Source organism: Streptomyces xiamenensis (assembly GCF_000993785.3).
GTDB lineage: Bacteria > Actinomycetota > Actinomycetes > Streptomycetales > Streptomycetaceae > Streptomyces > Streptomyces xiamenensis.
This window is the reverse complement of the sequence record NZ_CP009922.3, coordinates 2,211,029-2,233,122: the sequence shown is the minus strand read 5'-3', so window position 1 is coordinate 2,233,122 and position 22,094 is coordinate 2,211,029. Positions and strand designations below refer to the sequence as shown.

Below are 22,094 nucleotides of genomic sequence, written 5' to 3'. Positions count from 1 at the left end.
CGGCGGCTAGCTGTTGTTGCGGCGCTCCTCGACGAGGGCGGAGGCCGAGGCGGATGCCTGGGTCTCGCCGCGCAGGATGATGCGGGAGAAGGCGTGGTCGTTGCCGTCCCGGGCCGCCTGCTGGGCCACGGTGCCGTCGCCGCTGTCGGGGGTGCCGTCGCTGTTGCCCGCGATGGTGAAGTAGGCGTAGCGGCCCACCTGGTTGGTGGTGGTACGGCAGCCGCCGCGCTGGCAGAACTCGGGGCTGTCGCCCGCGGTGAGCGGCAGCAGATTGCGGGTGTAGGCGGCGTTCGCCGCCACGGCGTCGTCCTCGGAGGGGAACTGGGCGACGCCGACCGTCACGGCGGCCCCCGAGCCGGTGAAGGTGGCGCGCAGCAGGGCGACGCAGCCGTGTTCGGTGAGCACGGCACCCAGCTCGGCGCTGACGCCCTCGGTGCAGTCCTCGGTGGCGTCGGTGCCGGTCTTGGTGTACTCGCGGCCCTCGACGGTCATGGTCTCGCCCGCGTAGAACTCGTCGGCAGTGAAGGGCGCGAGGTCCTTGTCGGCGTCCGCTATGAACTCGCGCGGCTTGGGCAGCGGGGGAAGACGCGTCTCCTCGAACGAGGGATCGGCGGTGGGGCTGGCGGTGGCGTCGGTGCTGGTGTCGGCGGTCTGCCCGCCGCTGTCCCCGCCCGCCTGCCCGTCGGACCCGCCGTCCTGCTGCACGATGGCGAGCGCGACGACGGTCCCGACGGCCAGCGCGGCGAGCACGCCGCCCCCGACGACGAACATCCGCTTGCGCCGCCGCTTCCGCTCCGCCTCAACGGCGAGCGCGCCCCAGTCCGGAGCTCCCTGCTGACCCCACCCGGGTGCCCCCTGCCCAAAACTCATGCACGAATCCTAGCGGCGGAGACGCGTCGTGGGTTCCTGTGGACATTGTGAGGTTGCCGTGATCTTTGTGAAGTTCAATGGGGCGCAACGGAGTTGGTTGTAGAGGCCAACGACTGGCCGTGGTGGCGGCGTTGAACTCGGATGACGGGGGTTGTGGTGGACATTCCTGCCCTTGGCGCGCACGGGACGGCCTCGGCACTGGAGCGGAAGCGCGCACGGGCCTGGGTGTGGGTGTACCTCGGCCTCGCGGGAGTGGTGACGGAAGGCGCGCTCGGGATCCTGCGGTCGGACTGGCCGGGCTACCCGGTTCCCGGGCCGCTGTGGTGGCCGCTGGTGCTCGCAGTGGTGCTGGTGGCGGTCGGTGTGCGGCAACTGGTCGCGTACGGCCGGATGTGCCGGACAGCGGCCACGTATGTCTGGTGTGCGTGTGCGGCCGTCGTGCTGCCCGGCGAACGGCGGTGGCGGAGCGTCCTGGTGATCCGTCCGGACGACGGAGGAACGGGTGTGGGCCGTCCGCGTCACCCGGCTGCCGTGGCGACCCTGGCCGCGGACGGAACAGGATGCCTTTCCGCTGTGGTGGGCCGGTGCGCCGGGCGCGGCCGGGATCGTCGCTCTGGAGGACCGCCGGGAGCTGATCCGGGCGGTGCCGCTCGCAGCCGTGCGACCCTCGCTGCGAGAGGCCGTCGACCGGGCCGGTGCGGCACTGCTGGCCGAGGAGAATCCCGGGCGGCCCGCGCCCGAGGCGGTGCGGCCCGTGCGTAACCGGATCCGGTGGCCGTGGTGCGCGGTGCTGGGCCTGCTGCTTCTGGGGCTCGGCGAAGCGGGCCAGTGGTCCTGGCGGGAGCGGGACGTGCTGGTGGAGGCCACCGTGACGGCCGCCGAGTACGGCACCAGGGCCCAGGGCGACTGGTGCGAGGTCCGGTGGGAGGACCCCTTCGACGGCGGAGAACGCCGCGCCGGCCGGGTCTCCTGCCCGCCGGACAACGTCTACGGGCGATGGCAGGTGGATGATCCGCTGTACCTGTGGATCGTCGCCGACGGTCCGTGGCGGGGCGCGTACTACCACCACCCGGTCGCGGACACCGTCGGTCCCGGCGGGGCCGCCATGGTCACCTACCGGGGGCTGTCGCAGGCCGGCGGGGCCCTGTTGACCGGTTGTCTGCTGGTGCTGGTCACAGGTTCGGCGGGGCGCGAGCGGCTGCGGTATGCCCAGGACATCGCCGAGCGCGGCCGGCGCGCGCCGCGCGCGCCCTGGCCGGTGGGCACGAACCTCCCGGTCCAGGGTCGGGCCGCGGCCGCACCGGCGGGTGCGCCCGGTGCACCCGGCGCGCCGGGCGGGGAGCGGCTGGGCGCGGGCGCCGATCGCGCCGCACCCCGAGGTGCGGCTGAGCGGCTGGTGGCGGGTTCCGGTGCTGTGGTGGCGGTCCGGGATACCGGCCGCCGCGATCATGCTGGGCGCCTGGCAGACGGCCGCGGTGCTCTTCGCGTTCCTCGTGCTGGCCGGACCGTCACTCCCCACGGCGTTGCGGGTGGTTCTCCTCCTTTTGCCCCTGGTGCCGTTCCTCTCCCTCGTGGTGATGGGCATCCGGGCGTTGATCGGGATCGGGCGGGTACGGGCGCTGGTCCGGGTCGCGAGGCAGCCGCAGGGCGTGCCCCACCGGTACGAGCTGCGCTACCCGGAGGGCGGGGAGCCGTGGCTGGCGCTGTTCCCGGTGGACCATGACCCGGAGACGGACACGGACGCGCAGCCTGTCGGACTCGTCGCGCTGGAGCCGCCGACCCGGCGGTGCCCCTGGCCGCACCGTCCCGAGCCGACGGGCATCGCGTTCGTTCAGGGATACGGGCCGGTGGTCCCGCGCATCAAGGGTGAGGTGTTCTGGCCCCGTGGCTGACGTCGGACCCGTGGTGACGGGCTGGGGAAGGGCGGACCGATGGCGATCGTGCTGATGGCGATCCTGAGCGCGGCGGGGGTGTGGCCGTGTGTCCTGGTGTGGCGCGATGCCTGGATCAGGGGCACAAGAGCGTCGGATGCCATGGAGGTAGGTCTGACCGCCATGTCCACCAACCCGCGTAGCCGCCGCGCAATGGTGCGCACCATGGTGTCGACGGAGGGCTTCCTGGTCTGTCTGACCGTGTCTCTGTGGCTCTTCGAGCTGTACGGCGACCTCGTCGCCCTGCATGCGCCGCTCCTGCTGCTGATGCTCTTCTTCGCCCTCGCCCATCTGTCGATCGCGCTGTTCAACAGGCCCAGATTCCTGGTGCCGCCGCACCTGCGTCAGGACCGCGGAAGGTGGACGAGGAGATGAGCGGCATGTCCGAAGCCCCGTGGCACGAGTTCGTGTTGCCGGTGCTGGTGGGAGCAGCCTTTGTCGTCGGCGGAATCTGCACCGCCCTGAACGTCTCCGGCCACGCGGACCGGCTTGAGGAGCAGCGGCCGTGGCGGATCGGCGACCTGCACGTGCCCCAGCGAGTCGTGGGGGTGCTGGGTGCGGTCGTCGGTGTGGTCATCCTGGTGTACACGGTGTGCGTGATGCTCGGCGCGGTCGAGGTCGGGCGGGACGGTGACAGAAACCCGGTTGGGTCGGCCTCTCCCGGCTGGGAGCATGGGGGGCATGGGGCATGTTGAGGTGGCGCATCTGGAGTACGTGCTGGCCGATGGGCGGGTGCTGCTCGACGATGTGTCGTTCCGGGTGGGGGAAGGGGCCGCCGTCGCCCTCGTCGGGGGGAACGGGGCCGGCAAGACCACCCTGCTGCGGCTGATCGGCGGCGAGCTGACCCCGCAGGCCGGCGGCGTCACCGTCAGTGGCGGCCTGGCCGTCATGCCGCAGTTCGTCGGCAGCGTGCGGGACGAGCGGACCGTACGGGACCTGCTGGTGTCCGTCTCCCCGGCGCCGCTGCGCGCGGCGGCCGGGGCCGTGGACGAGGCCGAGCTGGCCGTCATGACGCGGGACGACGAGGACGCGCAGATGGCGTACGCGCAGGCGCTCGCCGACTGGGGCGAGGCGCGCGGGTACGAGGCCGAGACCCTGTGGGACATCTGCACCACGGCCGCGCTCGGCGTGCCGTACGAGCGGGCCCAGTGGCGGCAGGTGCGCACCCTGTCCGGCGGCGAGCAGAAGCGGCTGGTCCTGGAGGCGCTGCTGCGCGGCCCCGAGCAGGTGCTGCTGCTGGACGAGCCGGACAACTATCTGGACGTGCCGGGCAAGCGCTGGCTGGAGGAGCGGCTGCGGGAGACCCGCAAGACCGTGCTGTTCGTCTCCCACGACCGTGAGCTGCTCGCCCGGGCCGCCGAGAAGATCATCAGTGTGGAGCCGGGGCCCGCCGGGTCGGACGTGTGGGTGCACGGCGGCGGCTTCGCGACGTACCACGAGGCCCGCGAGAAGCGGTTCGAGCGGTTCGAGGAGCTGCGGCGGCGCTGGGACGAGAAGCGGGCCCAGCTGAAGAAGCTGGTCGTGGACATGCGGCAGTACGCCTCGCGCAGCGATGAGATGGCGAGCCGGTACAAGGCGGCGCAGACCCGGCTGCGGAAGTTCGAGGAGGCCGGCCCGCCGCAGGAGCCGCCGCGCCGCCAGGACATCCGGATGCGGCTGCGCGGCGGCCGTACCGGGCTGCGGGCCGTCACCTGTCAGGGCCTGGAGCTGACCGGGCTGATGCGGCCGTTCGATCTTGAGGTGTTCTACGGGGAGCGGGTGGCGGTCCTCGGCTCGAACGGGTCCGGGAAGTCGCACTTCCTGCGGCTGCTGGGCGGGGACGAGGTCACTCACAGCGGGGCCTGGAAGCTGGGGGCACGGGTGGTGCCGGGCCACTTCGCCCAGACCCACGCCCACCCCGAGCTGCTCGGGCGGACCCTGCTGGACATCCTGTGGACCGAGCACGCCAAGGCGCGCGGCCCGGCCATGTCCGCGCTGCGCCGCTACGAGCTGGACCGGCAGGCCGAGCAGCGCTTCGAGCGCCTGTCGGGCGGCCAGCAGGCGCGCTTCCAGATCCTGCTGCTGGAGCTGGAGGGCAGCACGGCGCTGCTGCTGGACGAGCCGACCGACAACCTGGACCTGGAGAGCGCCGAGGCCCTCCAGGCCGGCCTGGAGGCGTACGAGGGGACGGTGCTGGCCGTCACGCACGACCGGTGGTTCGCGCGGTCCTTCGACCGCTATCTCGTCTTCGGCTCGGACGGTGTGGTAAGGGAGACGTCGGAGCCGGTGTGGGACGAGCGACGGGTCGTGTGGGAGCGGTAGCCGGGGAGCCCGCGTTTTGACCGGTGCGGTGCGGTGACGGTAATCTGCCTGGCTGAATGCGTTTGGCTTGCTCGTTCTCACGTGAGGGGCCTTGCGCCGGTCTATCTGGTCGGTTTCCAGCGGTCCCGCTTCCGGTATGCGTCACCGGGTGCGGGCGGTGCTGTGATCACCGGGTGGCCTTGTCAGGACCCATTCACTGAAGAAGCGAAGGCTACGACCGTGCGTACGTACAGCCCCAAGCCCGGAGACGTGCAGCGTCAGTGGCACGTCATCGACGCCACCGACGTCGTCCTGGGCCGCCTGGCCTCACAGGCCGCCACCCTTCTGCGGGGCAAGCACAAGCCGGTGTACGCCCCTCACGTTGACACGGGTGACTTCGTCATCATCATCAACGCCGAGAAGGTGCACCTGTCCGGCAACAAGCGGACCCAGAAGCTGGCCTACCGCCACTCCGGTTACCCGGGTGGTCTGCGGTCCATCCGCTACGACGAGCTGCTGGAGAAGAGCCCGGAGAAGGCCGTCGAGAAGGCCATCAAGGGCATGCTCCCGAAGAACTCGCTCGGCCGTCAGGTTTTCTCGAAGCTGAAGGTCTACGCGGGCGACCAGCACCCGCACGCTGCTCAGCAGCCGGTCCCGTTCGAGATCACCCAGGTCGCGCAGTAGTCCCGGCCACCCCCTAAGACGAAAAGAATCTGAGGAGCATCGTGGCCGAGCCCACCACTGACGAGACCATCGACACCGAGGTGCCCGAGGTCCAGGAGTACACCACCGAGAGCGCGCCGGAGGAGTTCGCGACCTCCGACGAGGAGTTCGCCGAGCGCTTCGGCGAGCCGCTCCCGGGCGCCGGCACCGGCCGGCGCAAGAACGCCATCGCCCGCGTGCGCATTCTGCCGGGCACCGGCAAGTGGAAGATCAACGGTCGCACCCTGGAGGGGTACTTCCCCAACAAGGTGCACCAGCAGGAAGTCAACGAGCCGTTCAAGGTGCTCGAGCTGGACGAGCGCTACGACGTGGTCGCGCGCATCTCCGGTGGCGGCATCTCCGGCCAGGCCGGTGCGCTGCGTCTGGGTGTCGCCCGGGCGCTGAACGAGGCCGACGTGGAGAACAACCGCGCCGCGCTGAAGAAGGCCGGCTTCCTGACCCGTGACGCCCGCGCCGTCGAGCGCAAGAAGGCCGGTCTGAAGAAGGCCCGTAAGGGTACCCAGTACAGCAAGCGCTAACCCGATTGCTGCTGACGCCCCGACAGTGCTTACGCGCTGTCGGGGCGTTCTTTTATAAGGTTAACGACGCGGGTCAGCCTTGTGAACGTGGAGGAATGACAGTGGGACGACTCTTCGGTACCGACGGGGTACGCGGAATCGCCAACGCGGATCTGACGGCCGAGATGGCCCTCGGGCTGTCCGTGGCGGCGGCGGGCGTGCTCAGCGGGGATAGTGCCGGTGACGGTCGGCCCACGGCGGTGGTCGGGCGCGACCCACGGGCATCCGGGGAGTTTCTCGAGGCGGCGGTGGTGGCCGGGCTGGCCAGCGCCGGGGTGAACGTGGTGCGGGTGGGCATCCTGCCGACCCCGGCCGTCGCGTACCTGACCGGCGCGCTGGACGCCGCCTTCGGCGTGATGCTGTCGGCGAGCCACAACCCGATGCCGGACAACGGCATCAAGTTCTTCGCGCGCGGCGGGCACAAGCTCGCCGACGCCCTGGAGGACCGGATCGAGGCCGCCTACCACGCGCACGCGGCGGGCGAGCCGTGGGACCGGCCGGTGGGGGCCGGGGTCGGCCGGGTCACCGAGTACGGGGCCGGGGCCGACGACTATGTGACGCACCTGGTGGGCGCGCTCCCCAACCGGCTCGACGGGCTGAAGATCGTGATCGACACGGCGCACGGGGCGGCCGCCCTGGTGGCGCCGGGCGCGTTCGCGCGCGCCGGGGCCGAGGTGGTGGCGATCGGCGCGGACCCGGACGGGCTCAACATCAACGAGGGCTGCGGCTCCACCCACCTGGAGCCGCTGCGGGCGGCCGTGGTGGAGCACGGCGCGGATCTCGGCATCGCGGTGGACGGGGACGCCGACCGCTGCCTGGCCGTGGACGCGGCGGGGCGGGACATCGACGGCGACCAGATCCTCGCTGTGCTCGGGGTGGCGATGCGGGAAGCCGGCACGCTGCGCGAGGACACGGTGGTCGCCACGGTGATGTCGAACCTCGGTCTGTCCCTGGCGATGGAGCGCGAGGGGCTGCGGCTGCTCCAGACCTCGGTGGGGGACCGCTACGTGCTGGAGGAGATGCGGCGCGGCGGGTACGCGCTGGGCGGCGAGCAGTCCGGGCACGTCATCGTCACGGACCACGCGACGACCGGGGACGGCACGCTGACCGGGCTGCTGCTGGCGGCGCGGGTGGCGGACACCGGACGGACCCTGGCCGATCTGGGCACCGTGATGGAGCGCCTGCCGCAGGTGCTGATCAATGTGCCGGACGTGGACAAGGCGCGGGTGGGGCGTTCCCCCGAGCTGGCGGACGCGGTGACGGACGCGGAGCGCCAGCTCGGGGCGACCGGGCGGGTCCTGCTGCGGCCCTCGGGGACGGAGCCGCTGGTACGGGTGATGGTGGAGGCGGCGGACGCGGCGCAGGCGCGGGCGGTCGCGTCGGGCCTCGCGGACGCGGTGAAGTCGGCGCTGGGGTAGGCGGGGACAGGGCGGGTCGCGGGTGGGGCGAAGGGCTCTCCGTCCTCGTCGCTGCCCCTGTTCCCTCTTCCCTCTTCCCTCTTCAGCTCCTCAGATCTTGCGCAGGCGGAGGCGGCGGACCGAGTGGTCCGCCGCCTTCTGCAGCACCAGGGTGGCGCGGCCGCGGGTGGGGGCGATGTTCTCGCGGAGGTTCGGCTCGTTGATGGTGCGCCAGGTGGTGAGCGCGTACTCCATGGCCTCGTCCTCGGGGAGTGCGGCGTGCCGGTGGAAGTGCGAGGCCGGGTTCTGGAAGGCGGTGGCACGCAGCTGGCGGAAGCGCTCCAGGTACCAGGTCTCGATGTCGGCGGGGCGGGCGTCCACGTACACCGAGAAGTCGAAGTAGTCGGCCAGACCCACCTGGCCGGGGGCGGCGGGCTGCAGGACGTTGAGGCCCTCGATGATCAGTATGTCGGGGCGGCGTACGGTCAGCCGCTCGCCGGGGACGATGTCGTAGCTCAGGTGCGAGTACACGGGTGCGCTGACCTCGGCGCGGCCGGCCTTCACGTCGGCGACGAAGCGGGTGAGGGCGCGGCGGTCGTAGGACTCGGGGAAGCCCTTGCGGGACATCAGGCCGCGGCGTTCCAGTTCCGCCTTGGGCAGCAGGAAGCCGTCGGTGGTCACGCGGGCGACGTGCGGGTGCTCGGGCCAGCGGGCGAGGAGAGCCTGCAGGAGGCGGGAGACGGTGGACTTGCCCACGGCGACGCTGCCGGCCACGCCGATGACGAAGGGGGTGGCGGGCTGAGGGCCGCCGAGGAAGGTGCTGACGGCGTTGCGCAGCTGGTGGGTGGCGGCGACGTGGAGGTTGAGGAGACGGGAGAGGGGGAGGTAGATCTCCCGTACCTCGTCGAGGTCGATGACGTCACCGAGGCCGCGCAGGGCGTCGAGTTCGGGTGCGGTGAGGGGCAGGGGCGTACGGTCGCGCAGCGCGCTCCACTCGGCGCGGCTGAGGTCGATGTACGGGCTGGCCTGCGGGGCGGGGGAGCCAGGGGGGACGTCTGGGGGCGAAGTGGTCACGGGGAACATTGTGCGGGGGCGGGCCATGCCGGGCGTGGCGGGGGCGCGGGGGCGGGCTACTCTGCCCGCATGTGCGGCATCGTCGGGTACGCGGGGGCAGGGGGCCAGTCGGCCGAGGGTGTACTGCTGAGGGGTCTTGAGCGGTTGGGACGGTGCGGGGAGCCGGTGGGGGCGGAGGGTCCGGCGCGCTCGGCGGGGGTCGTGGTGTCGGCGGACGGAGGGCTCGGCGCGACGTGGGGCGGGCCTGGTGGGCCGGGTGGGCCGTCACCTGCGGTGGAGAGGCTGCGGGAGGAGCTGGAGCGGCGGCCGTTGCCGGCGGGGATGTGCGGGATCGGCGGGTTGGGGGGTGTGCCGGGTCTTGACGGTGCCGGGCGGGTGGCCGTGGTGCTGGCGGGGGCGGTGGACGCGGGGGCGCTCGCCGGGGCGCGGGAGGAACTGTGGGGGCGCTCAGGCGCGCCGGGTGCGGTGGCGGGAGTGACGCCGGGGCCGGTGGCGGATGCCGAGGTGGTGGCGCGGCTGGTGGCCGAGGCGTTCTCCTCGTGCGGTGAGCTGGTGGAGGCGGTACGGCAGGTGCGGGGGGTGCTGGCGGGCGGGTTCGCGGCGCTGGTGGTGCACGCCGATGAGCCGGACACGGTGGTCGGCGCGGCGGCCGGGGTGCCGCTGGTGGTCGGGGCCGCGGACGGTGCGGTGCGGCTGGCCTCGGACGCCGGGGCGTGGGAGGACGGGGCGGTGGAGAGCGTTGTGGTGAAGGGCGATCAGGTGGTTTCGGTGCGGCGGGAGTTCGACGAGGTGCGGTGGGAGATCACCGACGGGTGGGGTGTGGTGGTGGCGCCGTGATCGTCGGGGTGGGGATCGATGTGGCGGAGATCGCGCGGTTCGGGGAGTCGCTGGAGCGTACGCCGCAGCTGGCCGACCGGCTGTTCGTGACGGCGGAGTTGTGGTTGCCGAGCGGGGAACGGCGGGGGGTCGCCTCGCTGGCGGCGCGCTTCGCGGCGAAGGAGGCGCTGGCGAAGGCGCTGGGGGCGCCGGGCGGGCTGCGGTGGACGGACGCGGAGATCTGCCAGGAGGACTCGGGGCGGCCGTGGTTGCGGGTGCGGGGGACGGTGGCGGAGCGGGCCGAGGCGCTGGGCGTGCGCTCGTGGCATGTGTCGCTGAGTCACGACGCGGGCGTGGCCTCGGCGGTGGTCATCGCGGAGGGATGATCACCAGTTCGAGTGAAAAGAGCTGGTGAGGGGTGTGCCGGGCGGGTGGGCTGGGGCAGTCTTGGGCCATGGCGGCCAAGGGGGCGGTCACGGAGGGGAGTCGGGGATCGGCTGGCTGGGGCCGATGACCGGCGATCCGTGCGGGATCAGGGGAGGGGGAATGCGGATGGAGAGGGCGAGGCCGTGCCGTGGGTGCCGGTGCCGGTGCCGGTGCCGGTGACGCGGGCCCAGGCCTGGGGGAGGGCGGCGGCGACGGTGGTGGCGCTGGGCGGGGTGGGCGCCAGGGAGCCGGCGAGGCCGTGGAGATGGGCCGCTGCCGAGGCGGCGTCCAGGGCGGGGAGCCCCGAGGCGAGGAGGGAGCCCGCCAGGCCGGACAGCACATCGCCGCTCCCGGCGGTGGCCAGCCAGGGGGTGCCGGTGGGGTTCGCACGCACCGGGCCCCGGGGATCGGGGTCGGCGATCAAGGTGGTGGACCCCTTCAGCAGCACGGTCGCCCCGTAGCGCTGGGACAGCTCGCGCACGGCCGCCAGCCGTGCGGACTCCACCCGCTCCCGGGTGGTGCCCAGCAGCGCCGCCGCCTCACCCGCGTGCGGGGTGAGGAGGGTGGGTGCCTCGCGGGTCCGCAGCCGGTCGGGGTCCAGCCCGCGCAGCCCGTCCGCGTCCACCAGCACCGGCACCTCGGTGGCCAGCACCTCGGCCACGAGCTCCCGGGCGGCCGGCTCCTCGCCCAGCCCTGGGCCCACCACCCAGGACTGCACCCGGCCGGCGTGGTGGGGGGACCCGGAGGAGACCAGCGTCTCCGGGTACCGGGCGAGCACGTGATCGCCCGCCGGTCCTGCGTAGCGGACCGCGCCCGCCCCGCCGTGCAGGGCCCCGGCCACGCACAGCACGGCGGCCCCGGGGTAGCGGGCGGAGCCGGCGGCGATTCCCACCACGCCGCGCCGGTACTTGTCGCTCTCGGCCGAGGGCCGGGGCAGCAGGGCGGCCACGTCGGCGCTCTCCAGGGCGGCCAGCTCCGGCACGGCCGGCAGCTGGGGGGTGAGACCGATGTCGACGAGGTGCACCTCGCCGGCGTGGGTCCGGGCCGGGTCCACCAGCAGACCCGGCTTGAGGGTGCCGAAGGTGACGGTGAGCGCGGCGCGCACGGCCGGACCGTTCACCTCGCCGCTGTCCGGGTCGACGCCGCTGGGCAGGTCGACCGCCACCACCGGGGCTCCCGCGTCGGCCACCCGCTGGGCCAGATGGGCGGCGTCGGGGCGCAGCCCGCCCCGGCCGCCGATGCCGACGATGCCGTCCACCACCAGGTCGGCCGAGCGCAGCAGAGAGGAGACGGACGAGGTGTCCGCAGGGGTGAGAACCCTGCCGCCGACACGGACCAGGGCGGCCAGACCGGCCGGGTGGGCCCGCTCGGGCGACAGCAGTACGGCGGTGACGGCCGCACCGCGGCGTGCCAGCCGGGCGCCGGCGTACAGGGCGTCGCCGCCGTTGTCCCCGCTGCCCACCAGCAGGGCCACCCTGGCGCCGTACAGCCGGGCGGTGCGGGTGGGCCGGTCCCGGGTCGGCCGCCCGGCGGCGCTCGCCAGCAAGGTGGCGCAGGCGGCGGCCAGCCCGGCGGCCGCGCGGGTCATCAGGGTGCCTTCGGGCAGCCGGGCCATCAGGGCGCTCTCGGCGGCGCGTACGGTCTCCACACGGTAAGCGGTCCTCATGGGCCCAGTCTGCGGCAGAGCGGGCGTTCTCTCCTGCGACACTTGAGCCTATGAGCGACCAATTGCCGCCGGAAAGTGCCCGGCTGCGTGCCGAGATCGATCTGGCCGCGCTGCGGTCCAACGTCCGCGTGCTGCGCGAGCGGGCGGTCGGCGGCGCGCAGGTGATGGCCGTGGTCAAGGCCGACGCCTATGGGCACGGTCTGCTGCCCTGCGCCCGCGCGGCACGCGAGGCCGGAGCCGCCTGGCTGGGGACCGCCACCCCGCAGGAGGCGCTGGCGCTGCGGGCGGCCGGGGACCGCGGCAGGCTGCTGTGCTGGCTGTGGACGCCCGGCGGGCCGTGGCGTGAGGCCATCGAGGCGGACATCGACGTCTCGGCGAGCGCGCGCTGGGCGCTCACCGAGATCATCGCGGCGGCACGGGCCTGCGGTCGCACCGCCCGGGTGCACCTCAAGGCGGACACCGGCCTGGGGCGCAACGGCTGCCAGCCCGCCGACTGGCCTGACCTGGTCGCCGCCGCCCGCGAGGCGGAGGCCGAGGGCACCGTCGTGATCACCGGCTTGTGGTCGCACTTCGCGTGCGCCGACGAACCGGGGCACCCCTCCATCGCCGCTCAGCAGGAGGCGTTCCGGACGGCACTCGATGTCGCCGAGCGGGCCGGGATCAGGCCCGAGGTGCGGCACTTCGCGAACTCGCCCGCCACCCTCACCCTGCCCGGCACCCACTACGACCTGGTCCGGCCCGGCATCGCCGTCTACGGCCTGTCACCCTCCCCCGAGGTGGGCACGCCGCACGACCTCGGGCTGCGGCCCGTGATGACGCTGCGCGCCCAGCTCGCGCTGGTGAAGCGGGTGCCGGGCGGCCACGGCGTCAGCTACGGCCACCAGTACGTCACCCCCGGGGCGACCACCCTGGCCCTGGTGCCGGCCGGGTACGCGGACGGCATCCCCCGGCACGCGTCCGGCAGCGGCCCCGTGCTGGTCGCCGGGAAGTGGCGGACGGTGGCCGGACGGGTCGCGATGGACCAGTTCGTGGTCGATCTCGGTGGCGACCTGGCCGAGGCCGGGGACGAGGCCGTCCTGTTCGGGCCCGGGGACAGCGGCGAGCCCACCGCCGAGGACTGGGCGCGGGCGACCGGCACGATCGGTTATGAGATCGTCACCCGGATCGGGGCGCGGGTACCGCGCGTCCATCTGTCCGCCGGCGCGTAGCATCCACAGCATGACGACGTCTGCCGGAGAGGGCACCCGGATCACCGTTCACGGTCCCGAGCGGATGACGGCGCTGGGCCGCCGGCTCGGGGCCCTGCTGCGCGCGGGGGATCTGCTGGTGCTCAGCGGCGATCTCGGTGCCGGGAAGACCACGCTCACCCGCGGCATCGGCGAGGCCCTGGGCGTGCGCGGGGCGGTCACCTCGCCGACCTTTGTCATCGCCCGGGTCCACCCCCCGCTGGGGGACGGGCCCGCCCTGGTGCACGTGGACGCCTACCGGCTGGGCGGCGGGCTCGAGGAGATGGAGGACCTCGACCTCGACGTCTCGCTCCCCGAGTCCGTGATCGTGGTCGAGTGGGGCGAGGGCAAGGTCGAGGAATTGTCGGGCGACCGGCTGCACATCGCCATCGCCCAGGACGGCGAGGACGCCAGGACCGTCACCCTCACCCCGGTCGGGGAGCGGTGGGCCGGGGTCGGGCTGACCGGGCCGGAGCCCGGGGCCTGACGCGTCCGGCCCCCGAACCATGCGTCCGGTCCCCGCTTACGGGACCACGATCACCGGGGTACCGACCTCCGCGAACTCCCACAGCTGCGGGCTGTCCTCGGGGGACTGGCGGATGCCGCCGGTGCGGGCCTGTGCCGAGGGGTCGGGCAGCGACCCGTCCACGGCGGCCGAGAAGCCGAAGACGATCCCCTCGTCGTCGGAGTGGAAGACCACCACGTGCTGGATCGGCACCCCGTCCGAGCCGGGGATCGCCTCGTCGCGGCGGGTGACCTGGTACGCGCCGGGCTCCGGGTCCACGGTGCTGCGGTGCGCCGGATAGGTGTGCAGCACCTCCTCGCCCAGCCCGTCGGGGGCCTCGGCCACCAGCCACAGGCGCTGCGCGGACAGCGAGTAGACCACCCGCACCCCGTCGCCCGAATCGGGCGGCAGCGCGGGGTTCTCGTCGTCGGCCCCGTCCGTCTCGGACGGCTTGTCCGGCACGATCTCCTCGACCGGCGTCGGATCCGGCTTTCCGCCCGCCCCGGGGCGGTCCGGGGCCGCGTTGGCCTGGTACGCGAAGAAAGCGACCACGGCGAGAGCCAGAACGGTGAGCGCGGCCACGGTGGGCCCTGGCCGGGAGCGTGAGTGACTGCGCGCCACAGTGGTGCTGCCGCCTTTCGCAGGATCCGGTGAAACCTGTGGTGACGCTATCAGCAGCATGGCCGGGCGCGAGAGACCGTACGCTTGCTGACGTGCTGCTGCTTGCCATGGATACCGCCACCCCCGCCGTCACCGTCGCGCTGTACGGGGAGGGCCGGGTGCTCGCCTCCTGGGAACAGATCGACGCCCGACGCCACGGTGAGCTGCTCATGCCCGCCGTGGACCGCGTCCTGTCCACCGCGGGGCGGAAGATCAGCGAGGTCACCGGCCTGGTGGTCGGCAACGGCCCCGGCCCCTACACCGGGCTGCGGGTCGGTCTGGTGACGGCCGCCGCGCTCGGGGCGGCCCGCTCCGTACCAGTCCACGGGCTGTGCACGCTGGACGGTATCGCGCACGCCGCCGTGGCCGCGGGGCTCACCGGCCCGTTCGTGGTGGCCACCGACGCCCGGCGCAAAGAGGTGTACTGGGCGCGGTACGACGCCACCGGCACCCGCGTCGACGGGCCCGCCGTCGACCGCGCCGGAGAACTGCCCGCCGAGGTCACCGTGCTGCCCGCCGTGGGAGCCGGAGCCGTGCTGTACGCCGACGCCTTCGCGGACGTGCGCCGCGAGCTGCCGCAGCACGCCTCGGCCGGCGCTCTGGCCGCGCTCGCCGCCCAGCGGCTGGCCGCCGGCGAGGAGCCGGCGCCGCCGCGTCCGCTGTATCTGCGCCGTCCCGACGCCCAGGTGCCCGCCGGGTACAAGGTCGTCACCCCATGACCGGGAGCGCCGTCACCCTGCGCGCGATGCGCTGGTGGGACATCGAACCGGTGCTGGCCCTGGAACGCGAGGTGTTCCCCGAGGACGCCTGGACCCCGGGGATGTTCTGGTCCGAGCTGGCGCTGACCGCCGGCCCGCGGCGCAGCAGACACTACGTCCTGGCCGAGGACCCGGCGGGCGGCAGCCCGGCCGGGTACGCCGGTCTCGCCGTGGCCGGGGACCAGGCCGATGTGCAGTCCATCGCGGTGGCCCCCAACCGCCAGGGCACCGGGCTCGGCGCCCGGCTGCTCACCGACCTGCTGTCCGCCGCCGGCGCGGCCGGCTGCGGCGAGGTGTTCCTGGAGGTGCGGGTGGACAACGCGCGGGCGCAGCGGCTGTACACCCGGTTCGGCTTCGAGCCGCTGGGCATCCGGCGCGGCTACTACCAGCCGGGCAACCACGACGCGCTGGTGATGCGCCGGTCGGCGCCCGGCGACCACCCTGACGAGAGCTGAGATAGAGAGAGATGGCTGACGAACCGCTCGTGCTGGGCATCGAGACCTCCTGCGACGAGACCGGCGTGGGGATCGTGCGCGGCACCACGCTGCTCGCCGACGCGGTGGCCTCCAGCGTCGATGACCACGCCCGGTTCGGGGGCGTGGTGCCGGAGATCGCCAGCCGGGCGCACCTGGAGGCGATGGTCCCCACCGTCGAGCGGGCCCTGAAGGAGGCCGGGATCGCGGCGAGCGACCTGGACGGCATCGCCGTGACGGCCGGACCCGGCCTGGCCGGGGCGCTGCTGGTGGGGGTCTCGGCGGCGAAGGCGTACGCGTACGCGCTGGGCAAGCCGCTGTACGGCGTCAACCACCTGGCCTCGCACATCTGCGTGGACCAGCTGGAGCACGGTCCGCTGCCCGAGCCGACGATGGCGCTGCTGGTGTCGGGCGGCCACTCCTCACTGCTGCTGGCGCCCGACATCACCTGTGACGTCCGGCCGCTGGGCGCGACGATCGACGACGCGGCGGGGGAGGCCTTCGACAAGGTGGCGCGGGTGCTGGGGCTCGGCTTCCCCGGCGGCCCGGTGATCGACCGGTACGCGCGGGACGGCGACCCGGAGGCGATCCGGTTCCCGCGCGGGCTGACCGGCCCCAGGGACGCGCCGCTGGACTTCTCCTTCTCCGGCCTGAAGACCGCGGTGGCCCGCTGGGTCGAGGCCAGGCGGCGGGCCGGGGAACCGGTGCCGGTGGCGGATGTGGCGGCCTCCTTCCAGGAGGCGGTCACCGATGTGCTGACCCGCAAGGCTGTCCGGGCCTGCAAGGAACAGGGCGTGGACCATCTGATGATCGGCGGCGGGGTGGCGGCCAACTCGCGGCTGCGGGCGCTGGCGCAGGAGCGCTGCGACGCCGCCGGGATCACGCTGCGGGTGCCCCGGCCGAAGCTGTGCACGGACAACGGCGCCATGGTGGCGGCGCTCGGCGCGGAGATGGTGGCCCGTAACCGCCCCGCCTCCGGGCTGGATCTGCCCGCGGACTCCTCGCTGCCCGTCACGGAGACCCACATCCCCGGGCACGCGCACGCCCACCCCCACTCGCACGCCGACGCGCACACGCATGTGCACGAGCTGAGCGCCGCCAACCTGTACGGGGGCCAGGGGTGACCGCGACCACCACTCTCATGTGGGAGGCGCGGGCCGCCGAGGGCCGGGGCGCCGAACTGCTGGCCTGGGTACGGCAGCAGGCGCTCGATCCCGCCCCCGCCCGCCGCGAGACGTTCACGGCCGCCGCCGACCGGGTGCTCGTCATCACCTGGTGGGAGGGCACCGGCCCCGCCGAACTCCCCGACCCGCCGGCCGGTCTGCTGCACCGGCCGGTGCACCGCTGGCGCTTCCAGCAGGTCCCCGAGTGAGCCGCCCCGCCCGGCCCGTGGTCAGCGCGGTGGAGACCTTCCCGCTGGAGTCTGCGCTGCCGGACGGCGGTTACGGCACCGCCAAGGCGCCGGGCGACCGCCGGGTGGCGACGCTGGTCAAGGTCACCACCTCGGACGGGGTCCACGGCTGGGGGGAGTCCTTCGGGCCGCCGCGCCGGGTCGCGCCGTTCCTCGCCGAGTTCGGCGCCGCGCTGCTCGGACAGCCGGTTGCCGTCCGGGAGAACCGGCTGCTGGACACCTTGTCCACCGGCTACCACCACACCACCGGCGGCCCGCACGTCGCGGCGCTCAGCGGCCTGGACATCGCCCTGTGGGACGCCCAGGCCCGTACGTTCGGCGTACCGGTCGGCGACCTGCTCGGTGGGCGGCTGCGGGAGAGCGTGGCCGCGTACGCGTCGAGCGGCTACGTAACCCCCGGCCGTGACCTGGGCGAACTGCGCGCCGTACTGGCCCGGAACGCCGCCGAGGGGTTCCGCGCCGTCAAGATCAAGATCGGTCTCTCCCCGGCCGAGGACCGGGCCCGCACCCAGGTGGCCCGGGAAGTCTTCGGCGACACCGGGCTGGTGATGGTCGACTACAACACCAACGCCACCGCCGCCTCCGCCCGCCGCTCCATCGAGCGGCTGCACGACCTGGACCCGTACTGGGTCGAGGAGCCGGTGCCGCCGCACGACCACGCCGGCTACCGCGAACTGCGCGCCGCCGCCACGGCCCGCGCCCTCCCGCCGCTGGCCGGCGGCGAGGCGCTCTACACCCGCTACGGCTTCCGCGAGCCCATCGCCGGGCGGCAGCTGGACATCGTGCAGCCGGACGTCGCCAAGTGCGGTGGGTTCACCGAGGCCCAGGCGATCCGCGCCATGGCCGCCGCCTGGAACCTCCGGTTGTCCCCGCACTGCTGGGGCACGGGCGTGGCGCAGGCCGCCACCCTCCAGTTGCTGTCGGCGGTGCCCGACGTCCCGTACGGCGCGGGCACCGGTGAACCCCTGATCTTCGAGTTCGACCGGGGGCACAATCCGCTGCGCGAGGGCGTGCTGACCGACCCGATCCGGCCGGCCGCCGGGGGCCGGGCCGAGATCCCGTCCGGCCCGGGGCTCGGGGTGAGCGTGGACGAGGCGTGGGTGCGGGCGCACCGGCTGGAGGAGCACAGCGTGGCGGTGCGGCGGTGAGCGAGCCGGTGGTGCACACGGTCATCGACTCCCCGGTCGGGCCGCTGACGGCGGTGGCCGAGGAGACGGGGGCCCTGACCGGGCTGTACTTCCCCGGCCACCTGCGGATGCCGCCCCTCGCCGCCCTGGGGCCGCGCGTGGCGGGCGGCTTCGAGGCGGTCCGTGAGCAGCTCGGGGCGTACTTCGCCGGCCGGCTCACCCGCTTCGAACTGCCGCTGGCGCCGCGCGGCAACGACTTCCAGCGCCGGGTGTGGCGGCTGCTGGTGGAGATCCCGTACGGCGAGCGGCGTACCTACGGGCAGCTGGCGCGGGAACTGGGCGAGGTGTCGCTGTCGCAGGCGGTCGGTTCGGCCAACGCCCGCAACCCCATCTCGGTGATCGTCCCCTGCCACCGGGTGGTGGGCGCGGACGGCGCTCTGACCGGGTACGCGGGCGGGCTGGAGCGCAAACGCTTCCTGCTGGAGCTGGAGGAGCCGCCCGAGGAGCGGGCGGGCCGGCTGTTCTGAGCCGGCGGAGGGGCACCCCGGCCGTGTCACCATAGGTGGGTCGTTGGTACCCGTTCCGTGACTGCGCCGAGGTGGATGCCGTGTCCGAGCCGGTGGCCCTTCCCCTGACCCCGTCCGGGCTGCGCCCTCAGCCGCAGCGCCGCAACGCGCGCTCCAACCGGGCGCGCATTCTGGCCACGGCCCGTCAGGAGCTGGGGCGCAACCCCGATGTGACGCTGGAGGAACTGGCGAAGGCCGCCGGGGTCGTACGGCGCACCCTGTTCGGGCACTTCCCGGGGCGCGCGGCGCTGCTGGAGGCGCTGGCCGAGGAGGCGGCCGAGGCCATTCGCGGCGCGGTGGCGGCCGGGGCCGAGCGGGTGGCGGGGCCGCCCGAGCAGGCGCTGGCGCACCATGTGTTCGGCATGTGGCCCATCGGGGACCGCTACCGGCTGCTGCTGGCGCTGGCCCGCCGGGACCTGGGCGCCGAGCGGGTGGCCGTGATCCTCGCGCCGGCCAGGGACGCGGTGTGCTCCGTCCTGGAGCGCGGGCGGCGCGAGGGCGTCTTCCACTCCCCGCTGCCGCCGGCGGCGCTGAGCGCCGCGCTCGAGGCGATGACGCTGGCCCTGCTGGAGGCGGTCAACACCGGGGAACTGGTGGACGACGGGACCCAGGTCGCGGTGGCCACGCTGATCTCGGCCGGGGTGCCGCAGCCGCGGGCGTCCGCGGTGGTCGCCGAGGTGGCCCCGGTGGCGCGCCCCGCTGCCGGCTGACGCCCCGGCCCCCCGCGCCCCGAGCAGGCCCGCGGGGCCGGAACCCGGCGTTCACTCCCGGCGGGGCGGCCGTACGACGCACAGGGCCCAGATCACGAACGCGTACAGCGCGATCAGCACCACGGACCACAAGGGGTAGTAGGGGATCGTCAAGAAGGCCGCGAGCATCAGCAGGCCGGCGATCACCACCCCGGCGACCCGGGCCCACAGCGCCGCCCGGAACAGGCCGAGACCGACCAGGACGGCGACGATCCCCAGGATGAGGTTGATCCAGCCCCACCGCGTCAGGCTCATCTGGAACGCGTAGTCCGGGGTGGACACGAAGATCTGGTTCTTCGCCAGCGCCATGGAACCCCGGAGGATGTCCATGATTCCGGCGATGACCAGCATGATGGCGGCGAACAGCACCAGTCCGTCGGCCCACAGTGAGCGCGCTTCGGCGGGGCCGGGCGAGCGGCCCCCGGGGCCGCCCCCGGCCGGCCCGGTGGAATGCGGTGATGGCTCCATGCTCCGAAGGTCTCTCCCGGCACCCGCCCCCGACCACCGCAAGGGGGCCGTCCGGGTGACGGCGCCGGGCGGCAGCCTCACGCCCCGGACAGCACCAGCACGATGAAGAGCACGCAGACGCCGATGTTGATCAGCCAGCTGTGCTGGTTCATCCAGTCCCGCACGGCCGGCATGGCGGTCTCCGCCCGGCGGCGGAAGAGCGAGCGCAGCAGCAGCGGAAGCGCGGCGATCAGCACCGTCAGCACGATGAACGGCAGGGCGGCGGCGAACCCGGAATGCCGTTGCTCCAGATGAACGCCCACGGTCAGCAGGACGATCAGGTCGGACGGCATCAGCGCGATGACCAGCAGGCCCACGGTGAACGCCCGCCTGGCGTCGGCCGACATGAGCGTGCCGAGCCACTTGGGCGGCTCGGCGGTCTCCCGGCCGCGCCAGTTCTTCAGCGCCAGCAGGGCCAGCAGCCCCACCAGCACGTACTTGATGATGTTGCCGACCGAGCCCTTGTCGGACTCGCTTCCCAAGTGCACGGCGTTGCCCAGCAGATGGGCCACCAGGAGCATCACCAGGACGCCGGCCGTCACGGCCAGGGCAACGCCGCACAGGAAGGCCAGCGAGACCCGTGTCGCGCGGGGAACGGTGACGAAGATGATCGCCGAGATGATCTGGGGGCCGGCCATCATGGTGATGGCCAGCGGGAGGATGGGAAGGTCCATGGCGCCCGCGGGGTGTCGTCTGCTGCGTCCGTCCCGGAACCCGCTCCGGGACGGACCCGGAGAACATGGGTAACCCGCCCGGGTACCGGTCAATCTCCGCCGTTCGGGCGGTGCCGCGCGGCCCGCGCGCCCACGATCCGGGCGCGGCGGCCGACGGCCGCTCATGAGCTGTGCCCCCGGCAGGATTCGAACCTGCGACACCGGCTTTAGGAGAGCCGTGCTCTATCCCCTGAGCTACGGAGGCGGGACGGCTGGTCGCCACCGCGGTCAGTGTAGCGGGTGGGCGGGGACGGCTTGGCGGCGGCGGATCTATGCTTCGTCGGATCCGTACCCGCGAGAGTGGAGTAGCGATGACCACGATCGTCAGTGTCGACGTGACAGATGTCCGGTTCCCGACCTCGGCGACCATGGACGGTTCGGACGCCATGAACAAGGACGGGGACTACTCCGCCGCGTACGTCGTCATCAGGACCGATGACCCGGAGCTGTCCGGGTTCGGCTTCACGTTCACCATCGGGCGCGGCAACGACATCTGCGTGCTCGCGGCGCGATTGCGCGGGCGGCCGCTGGTCGGCCGGAGCGTCGAGGAGGTGGTGGCAGACCTCGGCGGCACGTACCGCGAGCTGAAGTCCGACTCCCAACTGCGCTGGCTCGGGCCCGACAAGGGTGTGGAGCACCTGGCGCTGGCCGCCGTGATGAACGCCGTGTGGGACCTCGCCGGGCGGGTCGCCGGCAAGCCGCTGTGGCGGCTGCTCACCGACATGACCCCCGCCGAACTCGTCGACGTCGCCGACCTGAGCTATCTGTCGGATGTCCTGACCCGGGACGAGGCGATCGGCCTGCTCGCCGAACTCGCCCCCACCCGCGAGCGGCGGGTGGCCGAACTGTCCGGCACCGGCTACCCCTGCTACACCACCAGCGCCGGCTGGCTCGGCTACTCCGACGACAAGCTGCGCCGGCTGTGCCAGGAGGCGGTGGACTCCGGGTACCGGCACATCAAGCTCAAGGTGGGCGGCAGCCTGGCGGAGGACGTCCGGCGGCTGCGCATCGCCCGGGAGGTCATCGGGTACGAGGACGCCCAGCTGATGATCGACGCCAACCAGGTGTGGGACGTGCCGCAGGCCATCGAGTGGGTCGGCGCGCTGGCCGAGTTCAAGCCGCTGTGGATCGAGGAGCCCACCAGCCCGGACGACATCCTCGGCCACGCCGCGATCCGCCGCGCCGTCGCGCCGATCGGGGTGGCGACCGGGGAGCACGGCATGAACCGGGTGCTGTTCAAGCAGATGTTCCAGGCGGAGGCGATCGACTTCTGCCAGCTGGACGCGGCCCGGCTCGCCAGTGTCAACGAGATCATCGCGGTGTATCTGATGGCGAAGAAGTTCGGCGTTCCGGTCTGTCCGCACGCGGGCGGCGTCGGGCTGTGCGAGCTGGTCCAGCATCTGTCGGTCTTCGACTATGTGGCGGTGTCCGGATCGCTGGAGGGCCGGGTCACCGAGTACGTCGACCACCTGCACGAGCACTTCACCGACCCGTGCGTGGTGCGCGAGGGGGCGTACGTCCTGCCGTCCGCCCCGGGGTACAGCGCGCGGATGCACGAGGAGAGCGTGGCCGCGTACACCTACCCGACCGGCGCGTACTGGGCCGCCGCCACCGCCTGACCCGCGGCGCGGTGGGCGGGCCGCCCGTGCCGCGCGGTGG

25 protein-coding genes and 1 tRNA gene are annotated in these 22,094 nt (G+C 73.5%); 19 read left to right on the top strand and 7 right to left on the bottom strand.

Annotated features, from left to right (window positions below):
• Positions 1 to 6 precede the first annotated feature (6 nt).
• On the bottom strand, positions 7 to 870 hold the full coding sequence (locus tag SXIM_RS10110; RefSeq protein ID WP_148236091.1) for a hypothetical protein: 864 nt from the start codon (positions 868 to 870) through the stop codon (positions 7 to 9).
• 1,316 nt (positions 871 to 2,186) lie between these two features.
• Between SXIM_RS10110 and SXIM_RS10105 the strand changes: the two genes are divergently transcribed.
• From SXIM_RS10105 to glmM, 7 genes are all read left to right on the top strand, one after another.
• The gene (locus tag SXIM_RS10105) at positions 2,187 to 2,762 is read left to right on the top strand and encodes a hypothetical protein (RefSeq protein ID WP_046723705.1); all 576 of its coding nucleotides are present in this window, start codon (positions 2,187 to 2,189) and stop codon (positions 2,760 to 2,762) included.
• Between the two features lie 39 nt (positions 2,763 to 2,801).
• Positions 2,802 to 3,176: a hypothetical protein gene (locus SXIM_RS10100; protein ID WP_046723704.1), complete on the top strand. Its 375-nt coding sequence runs from the start codon at positions 2,802 to 2,804 to the stop codon at positions 3,174 to 3,176.
• Positions 3,161 to 3,496, top strand: coding sequence for a hypothetical protein (locus SXIM_RS10095; RefSeq protein ID WP_046723703.1), 336 nt, complete (start codon positions 3,161 to 3,163; stop codon positions 3,494 to 3,496). Before SXIM_RS10100 ends, SXIM_RS10095 begins: the two co-directional genes overlap by 16 nt.
• Complete coding sequence (locus SXIM_RS10090) at positions 3,483 to 5,102, top strand: ABC-F family ATP-binding cassette domain-containing protein (protein WP_046725566.1); 1,620 nt, start codon at positions 3,483 to 3,485, stop codon at positions 5,100 to 5,102. The genes SXIM_RS10095 and SXIM_RS10090 overlap by 14 nt, the downstream gene beginning before the upstream one ends.
• Before the next feature lie 219 nt (positions 5,103 to 5,321).
• Positions 5,322 to 5,765, top strand: coding sequence for a 50S ribosomal protein L13 (gene rplM / locus SXIM_RS10085; protein WP_030736222.1), 444 nt, complete (start codon positions 5,322 to 5,324; stop codon positions 5,763 to 5,765).
• Positions 5,766 to 5,806: 41 nt separating this feature from the next.
• Positions 5,807 to 6,322 carry a 30S ribosomal protein S9 gene (gene rpsI / locus SXIM_RS10080; protein ID WP_030736219.1) on the top strand — a complete coding sequence of 172 codons (516 nt, stop codon included), beginning with the start codon at positions 5,807 to 5,809 and terminating at the stop codon, positions 6,320 to 6,322.
• Between the two features lie 101 nt (positions 6,323 to 6,423).
• Positions 6,424 to 7,779, top strand: coding sequence for a phosphoglucosamine mutase (gene glmM, locus SXIM_RS10075; RefSeq protein WP_046723702.1), 1,356 nt, complete (start codon positions 6,424 to 6,426; stop codon positions 7,777 to 7,779).
• Positions 7,780 to 7,869: 90 nt separating this feature from the next.
• Here glmM and coaA read toward each other — a convergent pair whose 3' ends face one another.
• Complete coding sequence (gene coaA, locus SXIM_RS10070; RefSeq protein ID WP_046723701.1) at positions 7,870 to 8,841, bottom strand: type I pantothenate kinase; 972 nt, start codon at positions 8,839 to 8,841, stop codon at positions 7,870 to 7,872.
• A 339-nt stretch (positions 8,842 to 9,180) separates the two neighbouring features.
• On the opposite strand from coaA, the gene SXIM_RS27360 reads away from it, so the two are divergent.
• Both SXIM_RS27360 and SXIM_RS10060 read left to right on the top strand, forming a co-directional pair.
• A complete protein-coding gene (locus SXIM_RS27360; protein ID WP_168222758.1) occupies positions 9,181 to 9,669 on the top strand; it encodes a hypothetical protein in 489 nt (162 codons plus the stop codon).
• On the top strand, positions 9,666 to 10,034 hold the full coding sequence (locus SXIM_RS10060; RefSeq protein ID WP_046723698.1) for a holo-ACP synthase: 369 nt from the start codon (positions 9,666 to 9,668) through the stop codon (positions 10,032 to 10,034). Before SXIM_RS27360 ends, SXIM_RS10060 begins: the two co-directional genes overlap by 4 nt.
• Positions 10,035 to 10,180: 146 nt before the next feature.
• Here SXIM_RS10060 and SXIM_RS10055 read toward each other — a convergent pair whose 3' ends face one another.
• Positions 10,181 to 11,740: an NAD(P)H-hydrate dehydratase gene (locus SXIM_RS10055; protein ID WP_078846883.1), complete on the bottom strand. Its 1,560-nt coding sequence runs from the start codon at positions 11,738 to 11,740 to the stop codon at positions 10,181 to 10,183.
• A gap of 50 nt (positions 11,741 to 11,790) precedes the next feature.
• On the opposite strand from SXIM_RS10055, the gene alr reads away from it, so the two are divergent.
• Positions 11,791 to 12,948 (top strand): alanine racemase, encoded by a 1,158-nt coding sequence (gene alr, locus SXIM_RS10050; protein WP_030736200.1) that lies wholly within the window; start codon positions 11,791 to 11,793, stop codon positions 12,946 to 12,948.
• Positions 12,949 to 12,958: 10 nt separating this feature from the next.
• Positions 12,959 to 13,453 carry a tRNA (adenosine(37)-N6)-threonylcarbamoyltransferase complex ATPase subunit type 1 TsaE gene (gene tsaE, locus SXIM_RS10045; RefSeq protein WP_030736197.1) on the top strand — a complete coding sequence of 165 codons (495 nt, stop codon included), beginning with the start codon at positions 12,959 to 12,961 and terminating at the stop codon, positions 13,451 to 13,453.
• A gap of 36 nt (positions 13,454 to 13,489) precedes the next feature.
• Here the strand turns inward: tsaE and SXIM_RS10040 are convergent, their stop codons facing one another.
• Positions 13,490 to 14,053 (bottom strand): L,D-transpeptidase, encoded by a 564-nt coding sequence (locus SXIM_RS10040; RefSeq protein ID WP_046723696.1) that lies wholly within the window; start codon positions 14,051 to 14,053, stop codon positions 13,490 to 13,492.
• 131 nt (positions 14,054 to 14,184) lie between these two features.
• Between SXIM_RS10040 and tsaB the strand changes: the two genes are divergently transcribed.
• The 7 genes from tsaB to SXIM_RS10010 all read left to right on the top strand — a co-directional run bounded on the left by tsaB (position 14,185) and on the right by SXIM_RS10010 (position 19,176).
• The gene (gene tsaB, locus SXIM_RS10035; protein WP_046723695.1) at positions 14,185 to 14,850 is read left to right on the top strand and encodes a tRNA (adenosine(37)-N6)-threonylcarbamoyltransferase complex dimerization subunit type 1 TsaB; all 666 of its coding nucleotides are present in this window, start codon (positions 14,185 to 14,187) and stop codon (positions 14,848 to 14,850) included.
• Positions 14,847 to 15,344: a ribosomal protein S18-alanine N-acetyltransferase gene (gene rimI / locus SXIM_RS10030; RefSeq protein ID WP_030736190.1), complete on the top strand. Its 498-nt coding sequence runs from the start codon at positions 14,847 to 14,849 to the stop codon at positions 15,342 to 15,344. Before tsaB ends, rimI begins: the two co-directional genes overlap by 4 nt.
• A gap of 11 nt (positions 15,345 to 15,355) precedes the next feature.
• On the top strand, positions 15,356 to 16,486 hold the full coding sequence (gene tsaD / locus SXIM_RS10025; RefSeq protein ID WP_030736188.1) for a tRNA (adenosine(37)-N6)-threonylcarbamoyltransferase complex transferase subunit TsaD: 1,131 nt from the start codon (positions 15,356 to 15,358) through the stop codon (positions 16,484 to 16,486).
• 17 nt (positions 16,487 to 16,503) lie between these two features.
• Positions 16,504 to 16,734, top strand: a complete 231-nt coding sequence (locus tag SXIM_RS27355; protein WP_030736181.1) for a hypothetical protein — start codon at positions 16,504 to 16,506, stop codon at positions 16,732 to 16,734.
• Positions 16,731 to 17,921 (top strand): mandelate racemase/muconate lactonizing enzyme family protein, encoded by a 1,191-nt coding sequence (locus SXIM_RS10020; RefSeq protein ID WP_158708070.1) that lies wholly within the window; start codon positions 16,731 to 16,733, stop codon positions 17,919 to 17,921. The genes SXIM_RS27355 and SXIM_RS10020 overlap by 4 nt, the downstream gene beginning before the upstream one ends.
• Positions 17,918 to 18,427, top strand: coding sequence for a methylated-DNA--[protein]-cysteine S-methyltransferase (locus SXIM_RS10015; protein WP_281289043.1), 510 nt, complete (start codon positions 17,918 to 17,920; stop codon positions 18,425 to 18,427). The genes SXIM_RS10020 and SXIM_RS10015 overlap by 4 nt, the downstream gene beginning before the upstream one ends.
• Before the next feature lie 80 nt (positions 18,428 to 18,507).
• A complete protein-coding gene (locus SXIM_RS10010; protein ID WP_246156865.1) occupies positions 18,508 to 19,176 on the top strand; it encodes a TetR/AcrR family transcriptional regulator in 669 nt (222 codons plus the stop codon).
• Positions 19,177 to 19,227: 51 nt separating this feature from the next.
• Here SXIM_RS10010 and SXIM_RS10005 read toward each other — a convergent pair whose 3' ends face one another.
• From SXIM_RS10005 to SXIM_RS09995, 3 genes are all read right to left on the bottom strand, one after another.
• Positions 19,228 to 19,683 carry a DUF7144 family membrane protein gene (locus tag SXIM_RS10005; protein ID WP_030736172.1) on the bottom strand — a complete coding sequence of 152 codons (456 nt, stop codon included), beginning with the start codon at positions 19,681 to 19,683 and terminating at the stop codon, positions 19,228 to 19,230.
• Positions 19,684 to 19,760: 77 nt separating this feature from the next.
• Positions 19,761 to 20,396, bottom strand: a complete 636-nt coding sequence (locus SXIM_RS10000) for a GAP family protein (RefSeq protein WP_030736169.1) — start codon at positions 20,394 to 20,396, stop codon at positions 19,761 to 19,763.
• A 171-nt stretch (positions 20,397 to 20,567) separates the two neighbouring features.
• Positions 20,568 to 20,640, bottom strand: a tRNA-Arg gene (locus SXIM_RS09995).
• A 106-nt stretch (positions 20,641 to 20,746) separates the two neighbouring features.
• On the opposite strand from SXIM_RS09995, the gene SXIM_RS09990 reads away from it, so the two are divergent.
• The gene (locus tag SXIM_RS09990) at positions 20,747 to 22,054 is read left to right on the top strand and encodes an L-fuconate dehydratase (protein WP_030736166.1); all 1,308 of its coding nucleotides are present in this window, start codon (positions 20,747 to 20,749) and stop codon (positions 22,052 to 22,054) included.
• Positions 22,055 to 22,094 lie beyond the last annotated feature (40 nt).